Source organism: Acuticoccus sp. I52.16.1 (assembly GCF_022865125.1).
Lineage (GTDB): Bacteria > Pseudomonadota > Alphaproteobacteria > Rhizobiales > Amorphaceae > Acuticoccus.
Genome location: NZ_CP094828.1, coordinates 2,508,408 through 2,532,354 on the forward strand (window position 1 = coordinate 2,508,408; position 23,947 = coordinate 2,532,354).

Here is a 23,947-nt window from a genome sequence, read left to right on the forward strand (position 1 = left end):
CGAGTCCGGCGCACTCCAGCGGAAGCGGTTGGATGAGCCAGACCAGGGTGGCGATCCTGCTCGGTACCATCGGGGTTTTCGTCTTCGTAGTCTCGATCGCAAGTGCGCTGTCGACGGGGCTTGTCTACGCCGGCGCCCACATGCTGATCTCCGGCCACATCGAGGCGGAGCCGGAGCCGGCCAGGACGAACGAGAAGTCGTGCGAAAACGGGAGTGCCGGGGCCGCCGGGTGCGACGCGTCGAAGGTCACGCTGCCGCGGAAAGAGTGTGCGCCGAACGAAAACGTAGCCGAGCTCCCGCCCGGCTGTCTCGCGGTTTGGCGGCACGCCCTGGAGCTCGCGGCGACCACCGAGCCAGTCACGTTTGAGTGGGGCTTCAAGCCCGCCCTCCTCTGGGTCGTCGGCATCATTGGCAACGTGGTGACCTTCGCGGCACCGTCGCCAGAAAGTTTCGGCGCGCGCGTGCAGCCGTCGCTCGTGCCCATGTTCGCGCTGGCGACCGTCGGGATCATCCTGCTCGGGGTGGCGGTCGGGTACGGCATTCTCGGCGTGACGCGCGGCATCCTCCTCGGCGACAACAACCGCATGTCGCTGGGCAAGACGCAGGTGGCGCTCTGGACCACGGTGATCGTCGGCGCCTATGCGATGCTCGCCAGCTTTAAAATTGGCGCGCTCAGCGTGGCGGTGACGGACGGCAACATCAATCTGTTCCCGGTACTGCACGGCTGGATCTGGGCCGCGCTGAGCATTTCGGTCGGCTCGGCGCTCGTCACCGGCCTCGTGAAGGAGGCGAGGCCGGGGGCGGGTACGCGTTCGGTCAACGTGAGGGCGGGGCCGGGGCGGATCGACCTCGGCCCGCGCGCAGCGGAGCGTCCGGACCCGGGCGATGCATCCATCGCGGACCTCTTCTTGAGCGAGGAGGCGGGGTCCGAGCAGCGCCCGGACCTCAGCAGGGTCCAGCAAGTCCTGTTCACGATCATTCTGGTCGTGAGCTACATGGGCGCCCTGATTGCAGTGATGCGCGAGACCACGATCGTGAGTTTTCTTCGGGCGACCGGAGGCGACGGCTGGCTCGACTTTCCCGACCCCGGGGCGACCTTCGCGGCGCTGCTGGCGCTGTCCCATTCCGCGTACATCGTGGGGAAGTTCGAGTTCGGAAAGGGAGAGTCCGACCGTCAAGCCAGCAAGGAGGGAGAAGCGTCAGACTGAGTGGCGCCGTAGTAATGTTAGTCCGGTCGAATTCTCAAGCCGGAAGTTGGTCGATGTTACTTGCTTTTACTTGTTTTTGACGCGTTCGCAGTCGCTGGGAACCCCGAGTTCGGTTCGAACGCCATTCGACCTTTGGCTCGGCGATGCAGGCGTCGACACGAGAGGGGCTTCCGATGCCGGATTTACCTTATCGGCTGTTTCGTTTTCTCGGCCCGATGGAAACGCGGACCTGCAAGGGCTGGGATGTCATCCCGCTGGAGAAGCCCGTCCGGCAGGTGGAGCTGTTCCTCGCGAACCGGGAGGTCGACGGAAAGGTCACCCCGGCAGTGTTCGCCCGGCTGTCGCACGGGATCGCGGAGCGCGATCCGTCGGAACTAGTGGCAATCCCGGACCCGAAGCTCGACATCTTCGATGACGCGGGCCTCGACGCCGCCATCGAGACGCTCACGGCCGATGGATCGGCAACGTTCTGGTGCGGCCGTCGGAACGGCAAACCCGGCAAGCCGGTTCTCAGCCTTCATCGACTGTGGATCGTCGATCGCTTCGAGCCCGGTGTGGGGGACGGCGAAACGTTCTTCAGCCGGATGCCGTTGTTCCAGCCGGGTCCCGGCAGCAGTCTGACGTTCGGCAACGGCACGGACGCCTCCTGGGCGCTCGATCTGACCTTGCCACACTCTCAGCTGCCCGATGCCGGCCCGCCGCCACCGGCTCGGATCATCTACAATTCGCACGTCCCGGGCAGCGAGGTTCGCAGGAGGCGTAGTGAGTCGGATCAGGAGCGGCTCGCGAGATGGATCGGGTGGATCCAGCGACCGACATTTTTGGCACTGGCAGGCAAAGAGCTGGACGACCTGAAACACGCCCGTCCATTCCTCGACGAGATCGCGTTCTCGACTCATCCGGTCTCCAGCGTCATCGAGGTGTCAGGGCGGGACCTACCCCTTAAGACCCTGCACAAGCTCGTTTCGTCCGCGAAGCGCGAGCCGGTTCGCCGGCACTTCGAGATTCGGGCGGAGCGCATCGGTATTGAGAACGACGTGTCGAACTTCCGCACGGTCGAAACGTGCGCAATCAAAGGGCCGCTGGACCTCGCCGAGCATCTCGGCGGCGTGCTCGAACCGAGCAATTTCGAGGTCAGCCTCCTGCGGGAGACGACAATCAGCGACGTGCTCCTGCGCGAGGCGCTTAAAGAGAACAGAGATGCGCCGGTGGGGCGGACCGAGTTCCGCGTCCTGCTGCGTTGGACCACCTCGATCGATCTCGCGGACCAATTCCCCCCACCGGCCGTTCTCGACTTCAGCGCCGGCGGACTGCCCGAGGCGCTTCGCATCGCAGAGCTGACGCGCGACGCGCTGCCGAGCGTCGCCCGTCAACCGCAGTCGGCGCTGCCAGAGTTCGCAGGAAGGATCGATGCGGGCTTCGTGGCCTACGTCGGTGGGGTCTACCGTGTGGACGCTGCGTCGCTGAGCCGGCCGCCGGCGCCCTACGCGAGCCTCCGACCGCTGCCGTCCGTCCGCATCACGCTCGACACCGTCACCGGAGACGAAATGTTCGACGGCTGGAGGACCCTGCCGCAGTCAGCTCCGCAGACTACGAAGCTGAAGCTGCCCGGCCTGCTCGATCCTGCGCTCGCGGGCTGGTCGGCCACGGTGACGCTCTTACGCAGGCCCAAGCTCCTCAAAGACGCATCTAAGGAAGTCGCCGAGTTCGATCCGAGCGGTACCCCGCTGGGGACGCCCGCGCCGAGGTTCGGGCTAGTCGGCATCGATATTCATTTCGATCAGGAGTTCCGGCCCGTGACGTTCCGGCTCGGGTCGCTGGCGTTTCGGACCGGCGATCGGCTCTTGTCGAAGGATACGCCGTCGTCGCTCACCATCCAGCGCCGAGACCGCAGAGCGCTGGGGCCGACGTCCGACCGGGCGCCGACGCTGCATGTGATCTTCGAACTGCGGCTCCCGATCGCCCACGTCGAGCCTGTGACGATCGACGTCGCGCACGGTGACCGCGACATCCGGAGCGACGATCTCCTCATCAGAGAATCGGTTGGCACCGCCCATGCGGACGCGGCGTTCGAGCTCCGACTCGAGGAGCGCCTGAGCGACGATCAGGACAGGCACCTCACCGCCACGCTATCCAACCGCACGACCAGTAGTGACGAAGGTTCGAGTGGAGACGGGTCGGGCGGCGACGCTCTGGGGGGCGATAGTTCGAACGACGACGATCCGGGCAAGGCCTTGGAACAGGCGCAGTCGCGGGAAAGTGCGAGTTACGTTGTCCTGAGCCGATTCCCTTTCTCGGCATACAGGTTCACGCGACCCGCGTTCGCGGACGTCGGCGACGAAGACGGGAACGAGATCGCCGAGTACGACAGCGACCAGCGCACCTGGAGGCTCAAGTCGAAGCCGAGCGCCCTCTACCGTTTCGTGCGGCAGGCGAGCGGGATCGGCGAAGGCGCCGACAAGCCCGGTCGTTACGAGATCCTCGACGATGCGGGCGATGGCCCGGTGCCCATGCCTCCGGACCCGGACCACCCGGAGCAGACGTACGCGGTGCCCATGCGCCATTCGCCGCCCACGGTGTTGTGGACGCGGCCGAGTGACCTCGCGCGCAATTTCTATCTTCCGGAATACGCGGGGCGGGCGCTGTTTCGGCAGCGTGGCGACTTCGGCCTCGGCATGGAACTGGCGGCCCTGCGAACCGAACTCGTTTACGGGCTGTCAACCGGCCTACGCGTGGAGCGCCGCGCGGTCGACGGCCTGCCGGCGCGCGTCGCTGAAATCGAGGCGCTATCCGGTAGACTTCTCACGGCGAGAGTCGACGAACCCGGTCTGAACTGGCCCGACTTCAGGTCAGATCTGACGGACCGTCCCGAGCAACTCGAAGTCTGGACGCTCGATCCCGACCGGAGCGATCCCTTCCGCCCCGCGAGGTTCAGCGATGGTCTGAGCTTCGCATTGCGCTCCACCGCCCATTTTGCGCATCCGGTGTCCTCGCCGCTTGTGGAGCCTTCAGGCGCGGACACTGAAGTAGGGTTCGACCCGTTACGTTTCGACGCGCAGTACGGGCTGCCGGGTGGCGCGTTGTGGCCGATCGAGCAGGCAAATGTCGTGCGGATCCTCGCCGAGACAGTCGGCGCGAGCGGTGGGACGCTCGAGAGCGTTTCACTGTCGCCGCTCGGCGACAGCGGCGACCAGTCGGCCCAATTCCTTGGCGATTATGTATCGATCATCACCGAAACGCACGAGGGGCGGCTTTCGCGCCATCGGGTCGAGGTAAGGGGGCGCATCGGTGTGTGCTGGCACCGGGCTAAGCACGTGGTCATCTACGAGCGTACGACGGCGGCGTCTGCGCAGTTTGCCCCGGCCAACCAGCCGGGGCGCAGCCAGAGGCCGATCCTGCGCAAGGTCGCCGAATTCGTCGAGATCCTGGAGCCCGTCCGCAGTTACCCCGACAGCGCGGCGGCGGAGGAGAAGACCGCGGGGCCGCTCCGTCAGATCCGCTTCAACGCAACCCGGATCGCGGTGGACAGCGCGTGGGGCCGCGACATCGGCAGGGTCGGCTGGAAGGTGCCGCTGTGGAACCGCGCGGCGGCAAAGCGGCGGCCGCAGGTCTACCCGTTCCCCGACATTTCGTTCGTCACCGCCGGCGAGGGCGACGGACCCGATCCGGTGGCAGTCCAGGACTGCCTCGATCCGGACAACCTCTACTTCTACACCGACCCCGAAGCGGCGCGATCGCTCTCTTCCGATACCGACGCCTGGCCGCCGCGCCGGTCGATCGACTACACCCCGCTCGGCAGCGTCGTGAATCTTCGGAAGCTGACAGACATCGGGAGCGTAAACGAAAACGAAATGGGCAAGCGGCAGGCGCCGGCGTCGCGCATCGTGCCTGGGCTGCGTGCGTTCACATGGCGCCTCGCGCCGAGCGCGTCCCGCAGCCGGGTGAACGCCGGTCGCGGCGCAAAACCGATTTTCGCCGGGCTCGAGAGCGTGACCTTCATGCGTGCGCCGCCGCACGAGGACCAAGCGGATCTGAAGGAGGTGATCGAGGAGCGCAAAGTCGAGGCCGGTGACCTGCCGGTGCCCGATCCGTTGAGGCCCTACCCGTTTAACAACAGCGCGCTCGCCAAGCCGTTGGCGCTTTACGGAAAGGTCCACGATGCGCGCAGGCGTCTGAAGCGGGAGATCGACAAAGGAGGCGACATCGAGGGCGCGAAAGAGGAGCTACGCTCAGCGCTCAAAGACCTCTCCACCGCGACGGACGATGTGCTGCTTGCTGAGATAAAGAGCGCCGTCGGCGAAGACGTCATGTCCAAAGCCGACCAAGCGCTCAGAGAGTTCAAGAAACTGAAAGCAAAGCCCATTGTTGGCGACGTCCTGAAGTTCGACGAGCGCGCGTGTACGCGGCTCGCGGACGAGCTGACCGCCTCGCTGAAGCGTCGCCGACTGCTCCTGACCCGCATCGCGGGCGAGGCGCGCGTCACCGTCGGCGACTGGGTCGAGGGCATCGGCTACGTCCCGAACGAGGACGATCTGCGGAACAAGCTCACCAATCACTTCAAAGGCGCCCTGGACACCGCGCTCGACACCGCGCAGGCCGGGATCGGGGACCTTCGCGGCGAGGTCGGAACCGCCCGCGCAATCCTCGCCGACTGGCATCGTGACGCGCAGTCCTCGCTGGACCGGGCGCTGGCGCGCGTCGACGACCTCGCAGTTCGTTTCGGAGACCTTCAGCCGGTGTCCGACGAACGGCTTCGGCGCGCTCTTCAGCAGTTGTCCGACGCGGTAGAGGGCCTTGAAGACGAGGCGCTCCAGGTGCTGGACGAGGCGCGTCATCGGTTCGCCACGGACTTGTCCGCACAGGCGAGCGTACTCGGAAGCCGTCTCGTCACCGCCACGGCGCAGGTCATCAAGGCGAAGGAGACCGCGCAGTTCACGTTCGCCGGTCTCGACAAGTCGGTTGTGCGGATAGGTGCGGGCGCCCGGGGCGTGATCGACGGGCTGCCAACGTCGGCCGACTTGCGCCAGTACAAGGCGCGGATGGACACGGAATGGCCTAAGCCTGACGATGTGCCACCGGCTGCGCAGCCCTTGTACGATCTCGTGGCAGCGGCCGCGGACCGGGAAACCGGAATTGACCATATCGGGCGCGACGCCGCGGCGCAGATCGACGGCATCAGCCGCAGTGCGCAAGTCGTCCTTGCCGACGCGAACGCGATGGCACGTCAAATCGCCGCCGAGGCAAAACAGAAGCTGGCGAAGGTCCAAGCGTTGGCGGATGAGCTTACGGCTGCGATCGAGGGCGCTGCGGACGCGCTCGACGACGAGCTGAGGAAAGGGCTCGAAAAGGTGAGCGGCGCAACGCGCCAGGTGGTAGGCGACGTCGTCGTCCTCGCAAACGACGTGCTGCGCGACCTCCGCCCGCATCACGCCGTCTTGGACAACGCCGTGCGGCAGATCCGCGACTGGATCGCCGCGCGCGCCCTCCGTCTGAGCCTTGCGGAGAAGGAGGCCCATGCGGCGGCCGACATATGGCTCGGGCGGATCGAGCGCGAGCTCGCCGTCATCGAAGAACGCCTGCCGAAAATCGTGACGGAAAGGTTCAACAGCGCCGTCGTGGAGCCGGTTATTGCCGCGCTTGTCGGTTCGATCGACTGGTCGCTCGCCGCGTCGGACGGTGTGGCGTTGAAGAGTGAGATCCAGTCAAAACTTGATGCGCTCGAAAGCGATTTCGCCGCACGGCTCGATCAAGCGCAGGATCTGGCCGGCGACGCGGTTGCGGAGGCGCAAAAGCTTTGTAAGACCTTGGCAGGCTACAAGGATCTCCTGCTCGCGAGCGCCGAGGAGGCGCTCCGCGAGATCGCCAGCGAGTTAAAGGACGAGGCGACTGCGCTTCTGAAAGAGTTCGATCAGACTGGGCTGCCTGATCTCGTCGACGGTGTCGGAAGCATGGTCAGGATCGTCGATAAGGGGATCGACACGATCCACGAATCTGGCGAACTTGTCCGTTCGGTGATCGATCGCGGCGTCGAGCTGATCAGCGAATTCAAGGAGGCGAGTCCCGGTGCGTTGCCTGGGCTCGGCCTCAAGCTGGTGTCGTTCGCCTCGACCGCGCCCGAAGTCGCTGCGCTCAAGGCGAAGGCGGACCAGATGCGCATGCTGGTCGACGACGCGAAAGACGTTCTGGAGTCGAAGCCGGTCCGCATGGGTCTCGATCTGTTGGGCGACGCGGCGAAGGCGCTCGGCCTCAAGTTCGACACGAGCACCTTTGCGGACGCGATCGGCATCGACGCCATCAAGACCGACGGGAAGGCGCTCCTTCGCGATCTCGTTCCCGACTTCTGCGGGATGGATCTCTCCGGGCTGCTCGGCGATGTCGGCCTCGACGGCGACGTTCCGGACTGGCTGAAGGTGACGCACGACCTCGACGTCAAGGCGGGGCGTGCATGGATCCTCGCCACTCTCGACGCGCCGGTCCCCGGCCGCAAGGCGTTGTTCGCGCTCGGCCCGTTCGTCATGTACGTCCGGAACAGCACACTGAAGGCGTGGCTCCGGGCGGAGGCGAACAAGGACGAGGCGGAGACCGAAGTCACTGACTATGCGGAGTTCCTGACGACCATCGAGGCGGTTGTCGGCGGCCAGACAATGGTGACACTCGAAGCGGTCCGAATGACGTATTCGTCCCGCGAGAAACTCAACGTCGAGTTCGATCCGAAGCGGATCCGGATCCACCGGAACATGCAGTTCATCCAGGATACGTTCGGAAAAATTTTCGGCGATTCGCTGGGCGGACTGACGGTGCTGAAGGACGGCGGGCTCCCGGTGGGCGTCGAACACCGCTTCGCGATGCCACCCTTATCGCTCAATTATGCCACGTCCGGCGTGCAGAACATTGCGATCTCGAACGCCTTCTCGCTCCGTGCGCTGCCGGACTTCGTGATCGCGAACCGGTTCAATCTTTCGACGATCGACGTCCCGTTCATCTTCTCAATCTTCATCATAGGCGGCACGGGCTACATTCAGATCGACGCCGAATACAGGCCGGTCGGCGATCGGATGCTGGTCACAGTCGAGTTCGGCGTGGGCGGTTCGGCGGCTCTCGCGTTCGCGTTGGGGCCGATTGCGGGGGGCGTCTTCATCACCCTGGTGGTCACGATCCGCTACGCGAGGCGAATGGGTTACCAGGGGGCGGATCTCAACAGCGGCCTGACGACCTCGCTCGCCCTCGGCATCGCAGGCTGCGTCTCAATTTTCGGCCTCGCGACAATCCTGCTCGGCCTACAACTGTGCATTTCCTATCACGAGAGCGGGCGGATGGATGGACGCGGCTCCGTGTGTGTCGAGCTCAGGATCTCGCGGTTCTTCAAACTCAAATTCAAGGGTCAGGCGACCTACAAGCTTCGCGACGGTCGCTCGGAAACAAAAGTGACCAGCGAGACCGAAGCCGAAATAACCGACCCGAAAGTAAAGAAAGCTCTCGATAAATTCGAAAAATTGGATCAGGCGCGCAGGTCGCTCTGACGTGGGCGGCCGTAATGCATATTCTGGACGGACCCGCGCATGCCGACACTTGTGACACTCTTCGTTGATTCCTGCGGCGAACCGAATGAATTCCATTTCGGAGAAGGTCGCCACTTCGCCGTCTCCCTCGCATTCGAGGTGTCCGAAGTCGATGCGGGCGAAGGTGACCCCGAAGCGGCCGCTAGAGCGCGTTTTCTTTCGTTCTTCGGTGCGATCCGGTCGGGCGCTTTCTATCGCGTCGATATCGGCGAAGCACCGGAGCTCGCGGTCACCGCAGTCCACGCCGGGGATCTCGAGCCCGGTGATCCCGCGCCAGATCTCACCGGCTGGCTGAACGCCGCGAGGGACGAAATCGCAAGGCAACACGAGATCGCGCCGCCGTTCTTCATCAGCAGCACGGACCCCGACCGCATCACCGAAAGCCGCAACATGACGGCGACCGAGCTGCTGCGGTCGGCCGCGAGATGGCCGGCCCCGGCCGCGCAGAATGCCGGCCTGCTGGCTGTCGCCCACACCGGTTCGATCGAGCCCGGGCGCTCTGCATTCGTTTACCTTCCCGAGGGAGCGGATCCCGCCAGCATCGTCTGCACCGCCGAACCAACGGATGAGGTCGTGCTGGACATCCCCTGGCTGGATGGTCAAACCATCCAGGCGCGCTGCGAGATTGCCGGGCCGTTCGATCAGGACCAGCTTCCGGCGGGGTTCAAAACCAACGGCTGGATCGATCTGCCGCAGGACGCACAGGCGCTCGCCGCACTAATGGCGCGCATCGAAGAGAATGGCGCCTCGGCGATCGAGCTCGCACCGGTACTGCAGGACATCATCGCCGATCCGCGCCTGATCGGCATGGAGGCCAGCGACAGCACGCCTTCTTCATGGATCGCCCGCGCCGCCGTCATCACCCTGTTCGACCTACCGATGCTGTCGGTTCTCCATGGGAAGGATCATCCGGCCAAGGTTTGGCGCCGACGGCCCGCGATCCTCGCCTACCTCACCGCTTTCATGACGGCACGCGCCGAAGCGCTGGGTGCCACCGTGCGGGTCGACGACGAGAAGCTGCACAACGCCATCGACGACGCACTTGAAGCACCCAGTCCGAAAGATATCGCCGAATGGCTGCAGGCGTGGGAAGAGCGGGACCAACCGCTGCGCTTCCCACTAATAATCAAGGCGCTGAACGCGGAAAGTGTCGGGCCCGTCGCTCCTTTTCTCGCCGAACTCAATGACCTCGCATACCGGATGGAAGAAGAGACAACGTTCGAGGACGTGGTCGTCCGGTATCTCAGAAAACGCCTGATCGACGATGTTCAGGAGCAAACAAGACGCGACATGGCTACGTCCGTCCTAGGTACGGACGCCGGCTTCGATGAGGTCTGGCAAAAGCTCATTCTCGGGTTCGAGGACTTCGCGACCGATATCGCCGTGCCGGATCGGTACGACGCCGCGAGCGTGGCACGTGCGGACATCGGCGTGGCGGTCGCGAGCATTCTACTCGCGAGGGGGCCGGAGAACGTCCGCGACGATCTCCTGGCCTCTGATGCACTCCTTCGCCGCGCGACCGCCGCCCTTCCCTCGAAGCCGCTCGATGGCTTGTTTAAGTTGCTGACGGTTATCGGATCCGCGGAGGAGGTGCCGGACCAAGTGGCGACGTACCTTCAGTCGAGCATCTGGCCGGATCGGGTCGCACGGATCGTCTCGACGCCGGAGGAGAACCCGGACCGCTTCGTGCCCGACCGCGCACCGCAGCCGCTCTACTTCCCGTTCGTGTCCGTGACCACGGCCGCGGAACTCGACGCCGCGACCGTCAACACCTCGGGTGTCGCCTACCTCGTGCGCAGCGGCGACGACCCGCACTGGGTGCACGCCAGCCTCGTGTCGCTCTCTCTCTCGATGCCCGAACCCGTGCCAGGCGCGATCGCAGCAGCGGCCCTCGAAATCGCGACCATCGATCCGGTTATGCCGGCTGGCGGCGGTGCGTTGAGCCGCCCTGTCCTCCCCTACGTCGGTGATCCGCTGTCCAGCCCGAACCGCGATACGCCTGGGGTTGCAGCGCAGGACGGCGGTCTCGACATCAACCGGCTTCGTCCTTTCGTGCTCGACGATGTCGACCCCGCCGCCTCCGGTTATCCGCCGGTGCCGACGCTGGCCTATGGGAAGCGCTACGGTTTCCAACCATTCTGGATCCCGCCGTCCGGCGTGCTCCCCGTCAGCTTGCGGATGGACCGCGCGCTCGATCCGTTCACGCCTAAGCCCATCGTGAGCGACGAAGACGTCCCAGCGCTGAACGACGGGTTGATCCCCTACAGACGCCGGACTCCCATCTCGGAGGTAACGATCACCCTCGCCAAAGTCGCGGACGACGAGCGGCCCCGACCAACGCCGGGTATCGTGCCGGAGGGGGTCCACAGCCTTGCGGTCGACGACCCGCGGGTTCTGGTTCTTCCCGGTGTGCAGCGGCGCATTCTGTTCCGGCGCAAGGACGGTACCGGTGTGCTTCCGGTCCCCGTGCTCGTCCTGCAGAACGCCGTGATCGGTGACGGGGCTACACTACGGCTCGACGTGATGAGTGACGCCGACGAGAGCCTCGCTTCGTTCAACCTCGACGCGAGCCACGTCATGGATGGGCGTCTCACCATTTTTTACGCAGGGGCGCTGCACGCGATGAACGAGCGGCCGGGTAAGGTGTGGCTGCGAGTCACCATGGCGAACGGCGCGGCAGCCTTCAGCGACCCCGCCGACGAGAGCCAGTTGATCGAGGTCCCGGCGAACGGGTCGGCAGACCTCCACCGCGATGATCCCCTCCCGGTCCCGGCAACCGTGATGCTGCAGGATGTCGTGTTCCCGGACGACGAAGAAGTGCTCGCCGTCGAAGTTCTCTCGGGCTTCGGTACGGTACACGCAACGCTGAACTTTACGCCGGCAGACATCGCCGACGGCAACCTGTCGCTCCCTTACATGGCCGGCATCGAACCGCACGACGTCCCTTCATCCGTATGGCTGCGCCTTTCGTCGAGGTCTGGCCCCGTGAGCCTCTCCGATCCTGCGATTGGCGAGGGGGAGACCGCCACCCCGGCGCCCGCGCCGGTGCTGGTCCTCGCGCCGTCGGCGGGGGCGGGGGCGGGATGGACGGTTGCCTCGCAGACGAACCTGACAATCGACTTACCGCGCGTCTCGTTCACCGACTTCGACCGATGGACGCGGAACACGGCACTGTTCGCGCGATCCATGCGTCGAGGTAGCGGGAGCGAACCGCCCACCGAGGCGGAGATCGCGCGGGCCCAATCCGTTGCGACGGCGATCCGGCGGGCGCGGGCCGTGCTCGCGGCGACCGGCCATGCCCGCGTCGGCGAAATCGACAGGCTGCCCGACCCTGCGATCGAAGCATTGCTGCTGGGCGTTGGGATCACCCGGCATACCCACCAAGAGCTACCGAACGATGCGCACGGGTTCGGCCGCATCGAAACCCGGCCATACGCCGGGCTAGACCTTCCGGATACCGCTTTGCCGCCGCTGCGTGCGGCGGAATACCTGCTCAACAAAATTGCTGATGCAGGCCGCGTCGAGTTGGATGTTCACGCCGGCGACGTCGTCGAGGTTCGAACCGGCCAAATGTCGGCAAGGCTGACCTGCCCTGAAGGGGCCGTGACGCGGCTGTGGATCACGCCCGCCGTCGCGGACGACCTCATCGTTCCCGACCCGGATGGTCCGGCGACGGCCGATGATGCGGCAGCACCCGCGGACGACGACCCTGCCGAGCGCCCCATTTCGCTTCACATCGGCAGGCTCGCTCTGAGCCGTGGGCAGGACGGTCTCGCAGTGTTCGACGGGGCGAAGCTCTCGATTGAGGTCGCGCGCGCCATCGACATCGTTGCGGACACAGCGATGCTGACGGACGCGCTGCGCGTTCGCGCGGACGGCACGCACCGTGCCTACGAACTCACGGTCGGCTTCCCGGACGACACCAGCGAATGGCGCATTTTCTCCACGTGCGTCGTCACCTCGCAGCGCTGGCGGCCGACCGGAACACCGCTGGAGCATACGTTTGAACCCGTGCGGCCGGGTACCCCCCACGACCGTCCCGTCGTCGTCGTCGACCCGGATGACGAGCCCGAGGCCCTCACCAAGCTCGCCAAGTTCGAGGAGCAGGCGTTCTTCGGCCGAGATCCGTCCGACGCCACGCGCCGCCGTGTCCGGCTGAACGGGACCACGACCCCAACGCCGGTCCGGCGGGTCGAATGGCCCGAACGTTCTGCAACCTATATTCGCCACATGCTGGAGCTGACGTCGCGCTATGCCGCGATCCACGTTCGCAGGCCGGTCACCGTCGATCTCGGATCAAAATGGGCGCAGCGGATCGCCATCCTCGCCGATCCGTTGCGCGCGCCGCTGACCCGCCCGCAGGTCCGCTCCTACATACCTTTGCTGCGCCGCTCATCGTCCCAGACGACGGGGCAGATCCTCGGTGAAACGGCCAGAGCGGCAGCGACTCCGCTCGTCTGCATTCTCTCTGAGCCGCCTTACTCGCAGCTCGGCCTTGCGGAGACGATCGAGCCTGAGATCCGCACGACGCACCTCTACGATCTGCCGGGGGGCAAGCTTGTACTCACCGGCCTGCGCAAGGAGGTCGGGCCCGACCCGCTGCTATCGCCACGAAACGTATCCGCAGGGCGCTCCCGCGGGGCCGCGCTCGATCGGATCGGCATCATGGGTCTCCACTTCGATTCGGCCGAGACGACCGCGCCGGCGTTCTCGAACAGCCTGCTATGGATGGCACTTGAGATCGATGAGCCGGCAGACGAGGACACAGGCGAAGCCGTCGGGTCCGAACTCGAAGAAGCCTTTCTCGCGGTGACGCTGACGCGATTTGCCGACCCGGCTTGGTGCGTGCGGTCCTCGACGGGAGCCACGGCTACGGTGGCGGAGCATGAGGAACCGAACGGCTCGCGTCCCCTTGGCGACACGACGCACCACTGGATTGTTCCGAAGTCCGACCCCTTCGTCCTGCACCTGTCCGTGGACCGGGACGACCACCTCGTCGAGCTGAGGCCTAGCGCGGTTCGTATACGGCGCGCTGCCCTGTTTCCCGACGTCGACGCGGAGCGGCTCGAAACGCCGGAGGAAGAACTGTTCGAATCGCTCTGGGAAAAACCGTGGGAGGCGGCGCACCTCTCCGGCGACGGCGACGGCCGCTATCGGCTCGCGATATTCGATCGTCAGCGAACGGTCGCGCGCCGCAGGCTCGTCGCGTCCATCAGCTTCGATGGTCCGGAGCGCCTGCTGCTGCAGGGTCCAGCCGAAGTTATACCTACGCGCAGCTCGTCTGAGACCGTCCTGCGCTGGGTGCGGACCGGTCGGGACATGACCTCGTACGCCGGCGCAGGCGGCGACACCTCTATCGAGTCGCTGGTCGGACTGCGTAACCCGAACACCCCGGCGCTCGTTCATCTGGCGACTGCCGACAATGGCCCGACGGGCGGCTACCAGCCGACGGTGATTCAGGCGCCGGTCGCTGCACGGACGGATACCCGCTTCGTCCACAGGCGGCTTGCCCAGATCCTGCTCTGGCCGACCCCGCAGGTCGGACACGAGATTGACCTTCCGCGCCGGCCCGCCGGAGCCGACAACGGCGCAGGAGCGGACGACCCCGCCGTTGCGCTCTGCGACGCGACCGGCGCGGCCGAGTTTGCCTCTGTGGACGGTGCGGAGGCGATGCAACTGGTCGAGATCGAGCAGCGCGCCGCGCCGGCAATCAATAGCAACGTCGGCTACGATGGAAAATGGAAGGCGGCACATTTCGACCTCGTCGCGACGCGCGGGCCTGACCGGATGACGATGCTGCGGTTCCACGTCCGCGGGGGGAACGGTGCGATCCCGACCGGCGGGCTGTCCGTGGACCTGACGTTTACGCAGCAGGCGAACGGGGACACAGGGGCCGACGCGGCCCCCGCGAACGGCACGCTTGACCTTGAGCTTGAACCGCATTTCGACGGTCTAGCGCAGATCACCGCATTCGACCTGATCCTGCGGGAGGTCGACGGTGACCGCCTCACCGTTGAGCTCCTCTGGGCGGCTGCCAATCACGCGCGCGTCCGCACCACGATCTTCAGCTTGAACGATCTGGCGACGCGCGGCGCGGTCTTCGAAACTCCGAGCGCGTGCGACCTCTCGTTCAGACTGTCGTCCAACGATCCGGTTTGGATCGACGCTTCGCTGCTGCATTCGTCGCGCCCGCAGACCAGTCCAGACCAGTTCGATTTCAGCTGGATCTTCGGCCCGATCGATTCCGACGAGACCGATCCGCAACGGGCGCTGCGTCCGGAACGTCTCTCCCGCGCACTTGAAGCGCAGGCGACGATCCGCGGACTGTCAAAGCCGATCCGCATCGAGAACGCGGGCGGATGAGCGGGGCGTCGACAGGAGGGAGAGCGGTCGGCTCCATCATCGCCGGGGAGCCTGCGCATCGACACACTCGCGTTGGAAACCATGAGGTATTGCTATGAATGCAAGACGAAATATATCGAACCGGCTGCTCATGGCGGCGATGTTTTTTGCCGTGGGTGGCGCGTCGCTATGCAGCGGCGCAGGGCCCGCCTCGGCGCAGTCGGCGCGGATGTTGATCGCGATCCCGGACTCGTCGAGTGCCGAGCAGTTCGTTGCGGCGTTCGAGCAGGTTCCCGATGTCGCGGAGGCCGGCTTTTCGGTCGAGACCAGGATCATGCCGCCGAATGTCGTGCTCGACGCGATGGCGAGCGGTGTCGTCGACGCGGCGCTGGTGCCCCTCGCCGCCGTTGCCGGAGGTGAAGACGCGTACGCACAGCTTCTGCTCCAACCGCAACTCGCCGATACCCTCGACGAACAGATCGGGCTACAGGGATCGCTGCTCGGAAGCGCCGTCATGTCGGACGTCGAGAGCGAAGGGCTCCTGCCTCTCGGGTTCTGGAACGATGCGCCCAGCGGGATCGTATCGAGCGTGCCGATCGTCGCCGCGACAGACCTCCAAGGACTGAAGGTCAGGACGCCGAGCAATTCGGCGCTCGGGGCGATGCTTCGGGACGACTACGGCGCATCAACGGTGGAGTGGGCGTTCTCCGAGGTCTATCCCGCCCTCAGAAACGGGGCCATCGACGCGGCGGAGGTTCCGCTCGCGCAGCGTTCTAGCGGGCCGAGCCTGAACGATCTCGTTGGCGCCGTGCAGGGCGGGAGCATCATCCGGACGCGGTTCAATCCCGGCGTCGTGTTCGCGGGACTGGAATGGTATCTGACGCTCACTGCAAAGCAGCAGCGCGTTTTGGGCGAGGCGATCCGTGAGGCACAGGCGGGAAACGTCGCCGAGCTTCAGGAGCACGAGGAGGCCCTCGCCGCCATCGCGAGCACGGCTCGCGTCAACTACACGACGTTCCGCCAACTCGATGCGCAGGCGCCTGACGGAACGCGTGAGGATATCGGCGAGAAGGCTCGCGAACTGTACCTGCGTGAGGACGGCTTGGGACGCGCCGATGCCCTCCATTTGCTGGAAATGATCGAAGGCGCGAGACGCGGAACGGGACCGCTCGACCGCCGCTCCGACGCGTCACCGGTCGAGTCCGGCGATGACGCGGCGGGACCCATGGTACTCTTCGCAACGGACCGTCGCGACGATCGGGGGAGCGTCCTCATCGACCGCTTCCCCGCCGCAGGGGTGTCCTCGCCGATCTCCTGCGGCCGTCTGGCGACCGATTTCTCGCCGGGCGACGACGCGGGGGTCTACACGAGACCGGTCGAGCTTTATGCCGGGACGGCCGTTGACACGGACGAAACATGTGTTCAGCGCATTCGCGATCTCGTTTTTGAGACCGGCGGCCGGCTCATCGTGATGATCCCCGGGTTTGCGAACACGTTCGAGACCGCGATGAAGCGAGGCCTCTCCTTCGCACGAGACGTCGACGCACCCGCACCAGTACTCATCTGGTCGTGGCCTTCACTCGGGATCACCGGTGGCCGCAGCTACAGCAGCGATGAGGCGAAGATCGGCTTCAGCCGACCTCATCTCGAAGCGTTCCTGGAGGCTCTCGCCGCAATGCCGGAAATCAGTCGGATCGACTTAGTCAGCCACAGCATGGGCGGGCGTCTTGCCAGCCTCATTCAGGAGACGGCCACGCTCGCCCCATTGAAGCTTGCGATCTACGTTGCGCCGGACGTCCCGACACTGAGCTTTGCCCAGCGCTACGGTCTGCCGTCCCACGCTGAGGCGACGCTCTATGCTTCCAAATCGGACTATGCGCTCACCGTATCCGAGTGGAAGCACAAGGACGAGCGCGCCGGGCGAGCGGGTGCGCAACTCTTCGTCGCGGGTCGGCTCGATACGATCGACACGAGTACACTCGACCGCGGCTTCTTCAGCTGCATGTGGGGGTTCCTTCGCGCGCGCTGGAACATCTGCGACCACTACAATGCACTGACCCGCGCGGAGGCGGTTGCCGATTTGCGCCGGCTGGTCCATTTTGGTGACCCGGCAGAGAAGCGAGATCTGCGAAAGCGAACGAAACGCGGGCTTCCCTACTACGAGGTCGAGCCAGCGGAGTTCTGATGCCGGGGAGCCTACGATCGTAGCCGGACGCCATTGCTGTCCGGCGACCCCCTCATGCGGGCGGCAGTCGCGGACGTCCGAGGTACGACGGGAAGCGCGCCGGGCGGACCGCATGTAGACGTTAGCATGTCGCGCTCCGTGGATCAGATCGTGTCCACGCCGTCCTCGTCAATGATTAGAACATCGTTTCATAATTCTGAAACGTACTTCGGTTGCTTGACGACAGAAACGTTAGGTTTGCTCGCGGAATGAAGGGAGGCTAGCCACCGGTCGACAAAGGGATGTAACGTTCAAGTGGTCAATTGCCTGAGATCACGAATGGAACAATGCGCTCTACAAAGGCGGGACAGGACTAAGCGCCACCAATTGAAGGAGATAAGACATTGCCGGTGAATTTCTCAGATCTGAAGAATAACTATCCGCTAAAAGATCGCAAAAAACTATATGATGATCTTGGCGGAGAATGGCCAGGACTGATCGACGACCCAAACTACCAGAACACATGCGCAATACGCTTATCCGTGGCGTTTAAGTCAAGCAACGTGAAGATTGGTGACGCGTATAAGGAAGCCATCGAAGGGGACGGTTCGCCCCTAATCATCAAGGTCAAGACGATGGGGAAGTTCGTGAGCGACACCTTCGGCACATCCTATTGGGGTATGAGTAAGAACCCGGGTGATGAGATAGGCAAGGATGACTTACCGAAAGCTTCCGGCATCATCGTCTACCATGCGGATTGGGCTGACGCTTCGGGCCACTTCGATCTCTGGACAGGCTCAAGTTTTGTTGGCGCAGGTACACTAGACGATGTCGCGGATGGCTTCGCGCTAGAACTATGGAAGATCGACTGATTGTGGCCGGCGAAACTTAGCACGATTTATAGGAGATGGCCTTGGCGCATGTCATTCTTGTTCACGGAGCAGCGGCAAATCGGTTAAGCTGGTTTGAAGTGCCAGCGGGGTTGAGCGCGGAGGGACACGAGGTACGCTGGCCGACACTTCCGGGTCACTCTGAAATACTGGAAACGCCTGAACGTAACTCAACTACCATGGAGACTATGTCGAAAGGGTAGCGGAAAACCTGCCTGATACTGGCAAAGCCGTCCTAGTTGGCCATTCAATGGGTGGATTTACAATCTCTCAGGTCGCTGCGGTTCATCCTGGCCGAGTTGAGCGGCTGGTTTATGTTGCCGCGATGTTACCCGGCAACGGCGAGACTCCTTGGGATATAATGGGGCGCTCCGGAACCGGTCCCGACGACATAGTCATGGAGTTCCTTGGACATGGACCGACCGCGCTGAAGGGTTTGTCGCGCCAACCAAACGCGCCGTTGACAGCTGCTTTCGCACCTGGCGCCAACTTCGAAGATCTGGAGAAACACTACATACTCTGCACGGCAGATGGCATACTGCCGCGAAGTCTCCAGGAGGAGATGAGCGCCGTCTGGCCGAATGTGAGCGTTAGTCAGCTAGCCAGCGACCACCTTCCGCAACTTTCGGTTCCCGAGAAACTTAAACGGGAGCTAGTCGAAATAATCGGCTGACAATCTCGAACGACGTTATAGTAAATTAGGCCCAGGACCCATAAACACGATCCGTTAATACGGATCTGATTCCACGGTCTCCGAAGGGAGATCGCCATGAGCAACGCGCACTTCTGGCTGAGCGAGACGCAGTTCGATCGCCTCGTGCCACACCTCCCAACCGATACGAGAGGCAAGCCACGGGTCGATGATCGCCGGGTGATCAGCGGCATCATCCACGTCTTGAAGTCCGGCTGCCGGTGGAAAGATGCGCCCGAGGCCTACGGGCCGCACAAGACGCTGTACAACCACTTCGTTCGGTGGGCTGCGAAAGGCGTGTGGATCGACGTATTCCATGCCCTCGCCGCGGCCGGTGGACCACCCGCGGCGATCCTGATCGACTCGTCCGCAGTGAAGGCGCATCGCTGCGCGGCAGGCGGCAAAGGGGGGAGCGGGCGCAGGCGATCGGTCGCTCGCGCGGCGGGCGCACGACCAAGATCCACGCCCTGACCGACGGCTTCGGCAGACCGGTCGCCTTCCACCTCACCGGCGGCCAGGCGGCGGATTGCCGAGCCGCCGAGGAACTCCTCGAGGAGATGCCTGACTGCCGGGTTGTCCACGCCGACAAGGCCTACGATACCAACGCCATCCGCCGTGCGATTGAAGCCCGGGATGCCCTGCCGAACATCCCGCCGAAATCCAACCGGCGCTTGAAGAGCTGCTTCTCGTCCTTCCTCTACCGGGACCGGAACGCCATCGAGCGCATGTTCGGGCGCCTGAAGGACTTCCGTCGCATCGCCACACGCTACGACCGCCCGGCGACGAACTTCCTCGCCGCACTCATTTGCTACTGGTTGTGAGTCCTGAGCCTAGGAGCACGCTGCCGCGGCGGACGCGTCGGTGGTGTTCCGCAAGAAGCTGTCCCGGCCGCAGCTTGTCCGTTTTTCTGCCAGTCGCGACAGAACCGAATAACCGTTCAAACCATCAGTCGGATTGTCGGATTGAATGTCACAATGACTTAAACGGCGGAGAACGTTCGCTCCCAGACCCACTCCCTCCGCCATCAATTGAGTTCGAACCGATCTCCGTTTGCTGGGCGATCGCTAGAACTGCCAACCTACGTGCGGTCCAGCAGTAAGAGCTGTTGACTGCCGGCTGGCCCGGATGCGGATATTTCGTTCTCTCGACGGCTCCGTTCTCACAAGCTGTTGACCGCGCGGTTTGGGTCAACAGCTCTGATCGCCGCTCACCGCCAGAGCTCATTGTCCGTCGCATCACCTCATTTCGCTTTTCCGCTCGGTAGGCGACGGTACTGAGCCAAACCTACCGGCCAGCGAGCAATGCCCCACCCGCACCTGGCCGCCGCCGTATCTCCTTTACCGGTCGCTTAGAGCACTTCGCGCTCAGTCCGGGTCATAGCCGGCGGCTCGGAAGTAGGCTCGGGCTTCGTCTGGCGTGACGAGGTCGAGGACCGCGCCGATGCGGTCCCACAGGTCATCGACGGTTCGCTCCGCCGCCTTTCGAAGGAGCGCCTTGATCTTGGCGAAGGCCATCTCGATCGGGTTGAAGTCGGGGCTGTAGGGCGGGGGAACATGAGCCTCGCCCCGGCGCTCTCGATCAGGTCGCGAACGCGCCAACCCTTGTGACTGCCGAGGTTGTCCATCACGACGACGTCGCCCGGCGACAGGCATGGTGCGAGAACCTGCTCCACGTAGGCCTCGAACCATACGCCGTTGATCGCCCGGTCGAGCACCATAGGCGCGACGATCCCGGACAGCGAGAGCCCGGCGACCAGCGTGGTCGTCTTCCAATGGCCGAACGGCAGCGGCATGCGCAGCCTTGTCCCCCGGGCGCAGCGGCCGTGGGTGCGGGCCATCTTCGTGTTGGCCCAGGTCTCGTCGATGAAGATCAGGCGCTCGGCGTCGAGCTCGTCCTGCCCGTCGAACCAGGCGTGCCGCCGGGCAAGGACATCCGCGCGGTCCTGCTCGGCCGCGTGGCCGGTCTTTTTTTGCGCGTGATCCCGTGGCGACGGAAGAAGCGCGACAGCGCCGAGATGGAGACCGTGCCGCCGCTCTCACCGAGCCTTGCCTTCAGCTCGACCAGGGTGATGTCGCCGGTGCCGTCCAGGATCGCGAGGATGCGCTCGGCGTGGGCTTCGGTGACGTGGGACCAGCGGTCGCCGCCCTGGCGCTTGGCGCGGCAAGAGCCGGTGCGTTGCCAAGCCTCGTACCATCGGATCGCCGGTAAGCGTCCGGTGAGCGGGCGTTTGTGACGTTCGCGATCTGGTCCAGCTTTCGAAAGTAACTTGGCAAGTTGTTTCGAAACGAGCGGGTCGGATGGGGCGGATCGAGATCCTGACGGGGCGAGAGCGTCGGCGGCGGTGGAGCGAGGACGAGAAGCTCCTGATGCTGGCGGAAGCCGAGGACGAGGGCATCGCGCTCGCCGAGGTGGCGCGGCGGCACGACGTCCACCCCCAGCAGCTGTACGCCTGGCGCAGCATGATGCGGAAGGTGTCGTCGCCGGCCGTGCCGGTGCCGGCATTCCTGTCGGTCGAGATCACCGAGCCGTCGGCGCCAGAGCCCGCACCGGAGCGACGCCGCCGCACGAAGGCGGTGGAGGTGACGCTGCGCAACGGGCGGCGTCTGCGTGTTGATCCGGAGATCGCGCCGGAGACGCTGGCCCGGCTCATCCAGACGTTGGAGAGCGCATGATCGGCCCCGGCACCGGCGTGCGCGTCTATCTCGCCTGCGGCCCGACCGACATGCGCAAGGGGATCGCCGGGCTCGCCGCCGCGGCGCAGGAGGTGCTGCGGCAGGACCCGTGCTCAGGCGCGGTGTTCGCCTTCCGCGGCAGGCAGGGCGATCGGCTGAAGCTCCTCACCTGGGACGGCCAGGGCTTCTGCCTCTATTACAAGGTTCTGGAGCGCGGGCGCTTTCCCTGGCCGTCGCGGGCGGACGGCACGGCGCGGCTGACCGCGGCACAGCTGGCGATGCTGTGGGAGGGCATCGACTGGCGCCGCCCGTCCTGGAGTGCGCCGCCGCAACGCGTCGCCTGACGGATCGGCTGTCGGCGAGGGCGGAAAGCGCTTCCGGTCCATCGCATTCTTCGTAAAATCAAGGGCATGCGGACTGATTCGCTGCCCTCCGATCCCGATGCACTGAAGGCGATCATCCGCGCGCAGGCGAGCGAGCTCGCGGCCAAGGGCAGCGTGATCGAACAGCTCAAGGCCGAACTCGCGGTCCTGAAGCGGATCCGGTTCGGCACCTCCTCGGAGAAGCTCGCCCGGATCATCGACCAGCTCGAACTGGCGCTCGGCGAGTGCGAGGCGGACGAGGCCGCGGCCGAAGAAGAGCGCGCCATGCCGGCCATTGCGCGCGCAAAGGCCGATCGACCCGCGCGCCAGCCCTTGCCGCCCCACCTGCCGCGCGAGGCGGTCGTTCACGCGCCCCCTGCGACGTGTCCGGACTGCGGCGGCGTCGACGTCCTGAAGCGCGGCGAGGACGTCACGGAGGTGCTGGAATACGTGCCCGCGTCCTTCCGAGTGATCCGGCGCGTGCGCCCGCGGGTGGTGTGCCGATCCTGCGACCGGGCGATGCAGGCGCCGCCGCCACGCCTGCCGATCGAGCGTGGCAAGCCGGGCCCCGGCCTCGTCGCCCACGTTCTCGCGGCGAAGTACTGCGACCACCTTCCGCTCTACCGCCAGGCCGAGATCTACGCCCGCGAAGGCGTCGACCTCTCCCGCTCCACGATGGCCGACTGGGTCGGCCGGGCGGCCGCGCTGATGGAGCCCCTCACCGAGGCTCTCGCCGCGCACGTCTTCTCGGGCGATCGCCTGCATGGCGACGACACGCCCGTGCCGGTGCTCGCCCCTGGCAACGGCAAGACGCGGCAGGGTCGGCTGTGGGTCTATGTGCGCGACGGCCGCCCCGCCGGCGATGCGCAGACGCCGCCGGCCGCCTGCTATCGCTTCACCCCGGACCGCAAGGGCATCCATCCGCAGCGCCACCTCGAGCCGTTCCGCGGCGTGCTGCACGCCGACGGCTACGCGGGCTTCAAGGACATCTACAAGGCCAGCGGCACGGACGAACCGCGCGTCCTAGAGCACTTCGCGCTCAGTCCGGGTCATAGCCGGCGGCTCGGAAGTAGGCTCGGGCTTCGTCTGGCGTGACGAGGTCGAGGACCGCGCCGATGCGGTCCCACAGGTCATCGACGGTTCGCTCCGCCGCCTTTCGAAGGAGCGCCTTGATCTTGGCGAAGGCCATCTCGATCGGGTTGAAGTCGGGGCTGTAGGGCGGGAGGAACACGAGCCTCGCCCCGGCGCTCTCGATCAGGTCGCGAACGCGCCAACCCTTGTGACTGCCGAGGTTGTCCATCACGACGACGTCGCCCGGCGACAGGCATGGTGCGAGAACCTGCTCCACGTAGGTCTCGAACCATACGCCGTTGATCGCCCGGTCGAGCACCATAGGCGCGACGATCCCGGACAGCGAGAGCCCGGCGACCAGCGTGGTCGTCTTCCAATGGCCGAACGGCAGCGGCATGCGCAGCCTTGTCCCCCGGGCGCAGCGGCCGTGGGTGCGGGCCATCTTCGTGTTGGCCCAGGTCTCGTCGATGAAGATCAGGCGCTCGGCGTCGAGCTCGTCCTGCCCGTCGAACCAGGCGTGCCGCCGGGCAAGGACATCCGCGCGGTCCTGCTCGGCCGCGTGGCCGGTCTTTTTTTGCGCGTGATCCCGTGGCGACGGAAGAAGCGCGACAGCGCCGAGATGGAGACCGTGCCGCCGCTCTCACCGAGCCTTGCCTTCAGCTCGACCAGGGTGATGTCGCCGGTGCCGTCCAGGATCGCGAGGATGCGCTCGGCGTGGGCTTCGGTGACGTGGGACCAGCGGTCGCCGCCCTGGCGCTTGGCGCGGCATGAGCCGGTGCGTTGCCAAGCCTCGTACCATCGGATCGCCGTGGACGGGGCGACCTCGAACCGCGCCGCGGCCTGCCGGCGGGACATTCCATCGTCGATGGCGCGAACCACGCGAAGGCGAAGATCCTCAGAGAGCAGCTTGGGCATCATGACTGGCCCCCCATCGCCAGCCATGATGCTGAATCAGACTTCCGCTGATTCGGGAATCCCACAGCGATTC

Annotated in this window: 8 protein-coding genes and 4 pseudogenes; 10 read left to right on the top strand and 2 right to left on the bottom strand. The window is 65.2% G+C overall.

What is annotated here, in order from left to right:
• Positions 1 to 32: 32 nt before the first annotated feature.
• From MRB58_RS11390 to MRB58_RS11415, 7 genes and pseudogenes are all read left to right on the top strand, one after another.
• Positions 33 to 1,208, top strand: coding sequence for a hypothetical protein (locus MRB58_RS11390; RefSeq protein ID WP_244781817.1), 1,176 nt, complete (start codon positions 33 to 35; stop codon positions 1,206 to 1,208).
• A gap of 173 nt (positions 1,209 to 1,381) precedes the next feature.
• Positions 1,382 to 8,728 carry a hypothetical protein gene (locus MRB58_RS11395; protein ID WP_244781818.1) on the top strand — a complete coding sequence of 2,449 codons (7,347 nt, stop codon included), beginning with the start codon at positions 1,382 to 1,384 and terminating at the stop codon, positions 8,726 to 8,728.
• A 39-nt stretch (positions 8,729 to 8,767) separates the two neighbouring features.
• A complete protein-coding gene (locus MRB58_RS11400) occupies positions 8,768 to 15,130 on the top strand; it encodes a hypothetical protein (RefSeq protein WP_244781819.1) in 6,363 nt (2,120 codons plus the stop codon).
• Positions 15,131 to 15,224: 94 nt separating this feature from the next.
• Positions 15,225 to 17,294, top strand: coding sequence for an alpha/beta fold hydrolase (locus MRB58_RS11405; protein WP_244781820.1), 2,070 nt, complete (start codon positions 15,225 to 15,227; stop codon positions 17,292 to 17,294).
• 389 nt (positions 17,295 to 17,683) lie between these two features.
• Positions 17,684 to 18,145 carry a T6SS effector amidase Tae4 family protein gene (locus MRB58_RS11410; protein ID WP_244781963.1) on the top strand — a complete coding sequence of 154 codons (462 nt, stop codon included), beginning with the start codon at positions 17,684 to 17,686 and terminating at the stop codon, positions 18,143 to 18,145.
• Positions 18,146 to 18,356: 211 nt separating this feature from the next.
• Positions 18,357 to 18,836, top strand: a pseudogene (locus MRB58_RS24965) (alpha/beta fold hydrolase); the annotation flags it as partial.
• 96 nt (positions 18,837 to 18,932) lie between these two features.
• Positions 18,933 to 19,603 (top strand): annotated as a pseudogene (locus MRB58_RS11415) (IS5 family transposase); the annotation flags it as partial.
• A 615-nt stretch (positions 19,604 to 20,218) separates the two neighbouring features.
• Here the strand turns inward: MRB58_RS11415 and MRB58_RS11420 are convergent.
• Positions 20,219 to 21,068: pseudogene (locus MRB58_RS11420) on the bottom strand (IS630 family transposase); the annotation flags it as partial.
• An 83-nt stretch (positions 21,069 to 21,151) separates the two neighbouring features.
• On the opposite strand from MRB58_RS11420, the gene MRB58_RS11425 reads away from it, so the two are divergent.
• From MRB58_RS11425 to MRB58_RS11435, 3 genes and pseudogenes are all read left to right on the top strand, one after another.
• On the top strand, positions 21,152 to 21,526 hold the full coding sequence (locus MRB58_RS11425) for a transposase (protein ID WP_244781822.1): 375 nt from the start codon (positions 21,152 to 21,154) through the stop codon (positions 21,524 to 21,526).
• Complete coding sequence (gene tnpB / locus MRB58_RS11430) at positions 21,523 to 21,870, top strand: IS66 family insertion sequence element accessory protein TnpB (RefSeq protein ID WP_083551860.1); 348 nt, start codon at positions 21,523 to 21,525, stop codon at positions 21,868 to 21,870. The genes MRB58_RS11425 and tnpB overlap by 4 nt, the downstream gene beginning before the upstream one ends.
• 66 nt (positions 21,871 to 21,936) lie before the next feature.
• A pseudogene (locus MRB58_RS11435) lies at positions 21,937 to 22,950 on the top strand (IS66 family transposase); the annotation flags it as partial.
• Here the strand turns inward: MRB58_RS11435 and MRB58_RS11440 are convergent.
• Positions 22,928 to 23,874, bottom strand: a protein-coding gene (locus MRB58_RS11440) for an IS630 family transposase (protein ID WP_244781858.1) whose coding sequence is annotated in 2 segments (ribosomal slippage) — positions 22,928 to 23,538 and positions 23,538 to 23,874 — 948 coding nt in all. Because the reading frame shifts where the segments join, the coding sequence is not laid out codon by codon here. The pseudogene MRB58_RS11435 and the gene MRB58_RS11440 sit on opposite strands and share 23 nt — an antisense overlap.
• Between the last annotated feature and the right edge of the window lie 73 nt (positions 23,875 to 23,947).

Excerpts from the sequence above, each read along its gene's own strand:
- MRB58_RS11390 (WP_244781817.1), top strand. The coding sequence starts at position 33 with ATGAGCCAGACCAGGGTGGCGATCCTGCTCGGTACCATCGGGGTTTTC.
- MRB58_RS11400 (WP_244781819.1), top strand. The coding sequence starts at position 8,768 with ATGCCGACACTTGTGACACTCTTCGTTGATTCCTGCGGCGAACCGAAT.
- MRB58_RS11425 (WP_244781822.1), top strand. The coding sequence starts at position 21,152 with ATGGGGCGGATCGAGATCCTGACGGGGCGAGAGCGTCGGCGGCGGTGG.
- MRB58_RS11395 (WP_244781818.1), top strand. The coding sequence starts at position 1,382 with ATGCCGGATTTACCTTATCGGCTGTTTCGTTTTCTCGGCCCGATGGAA.
- tnpB (WP_083551860.1), top strand. The coding sequence starts at position 21,523 with ATGATCGGCCCCGGCACCGGCGTGCGCGTCTATCTCGCCTGCGGCCCG.
- MRB58_RS11405 (WP_244781820.1), top strand. The coding sequence starts at position 15,225 with ATGAATGCAAGACGAAATATATCGAACCGGCTGCTCATGGCGGCGATG.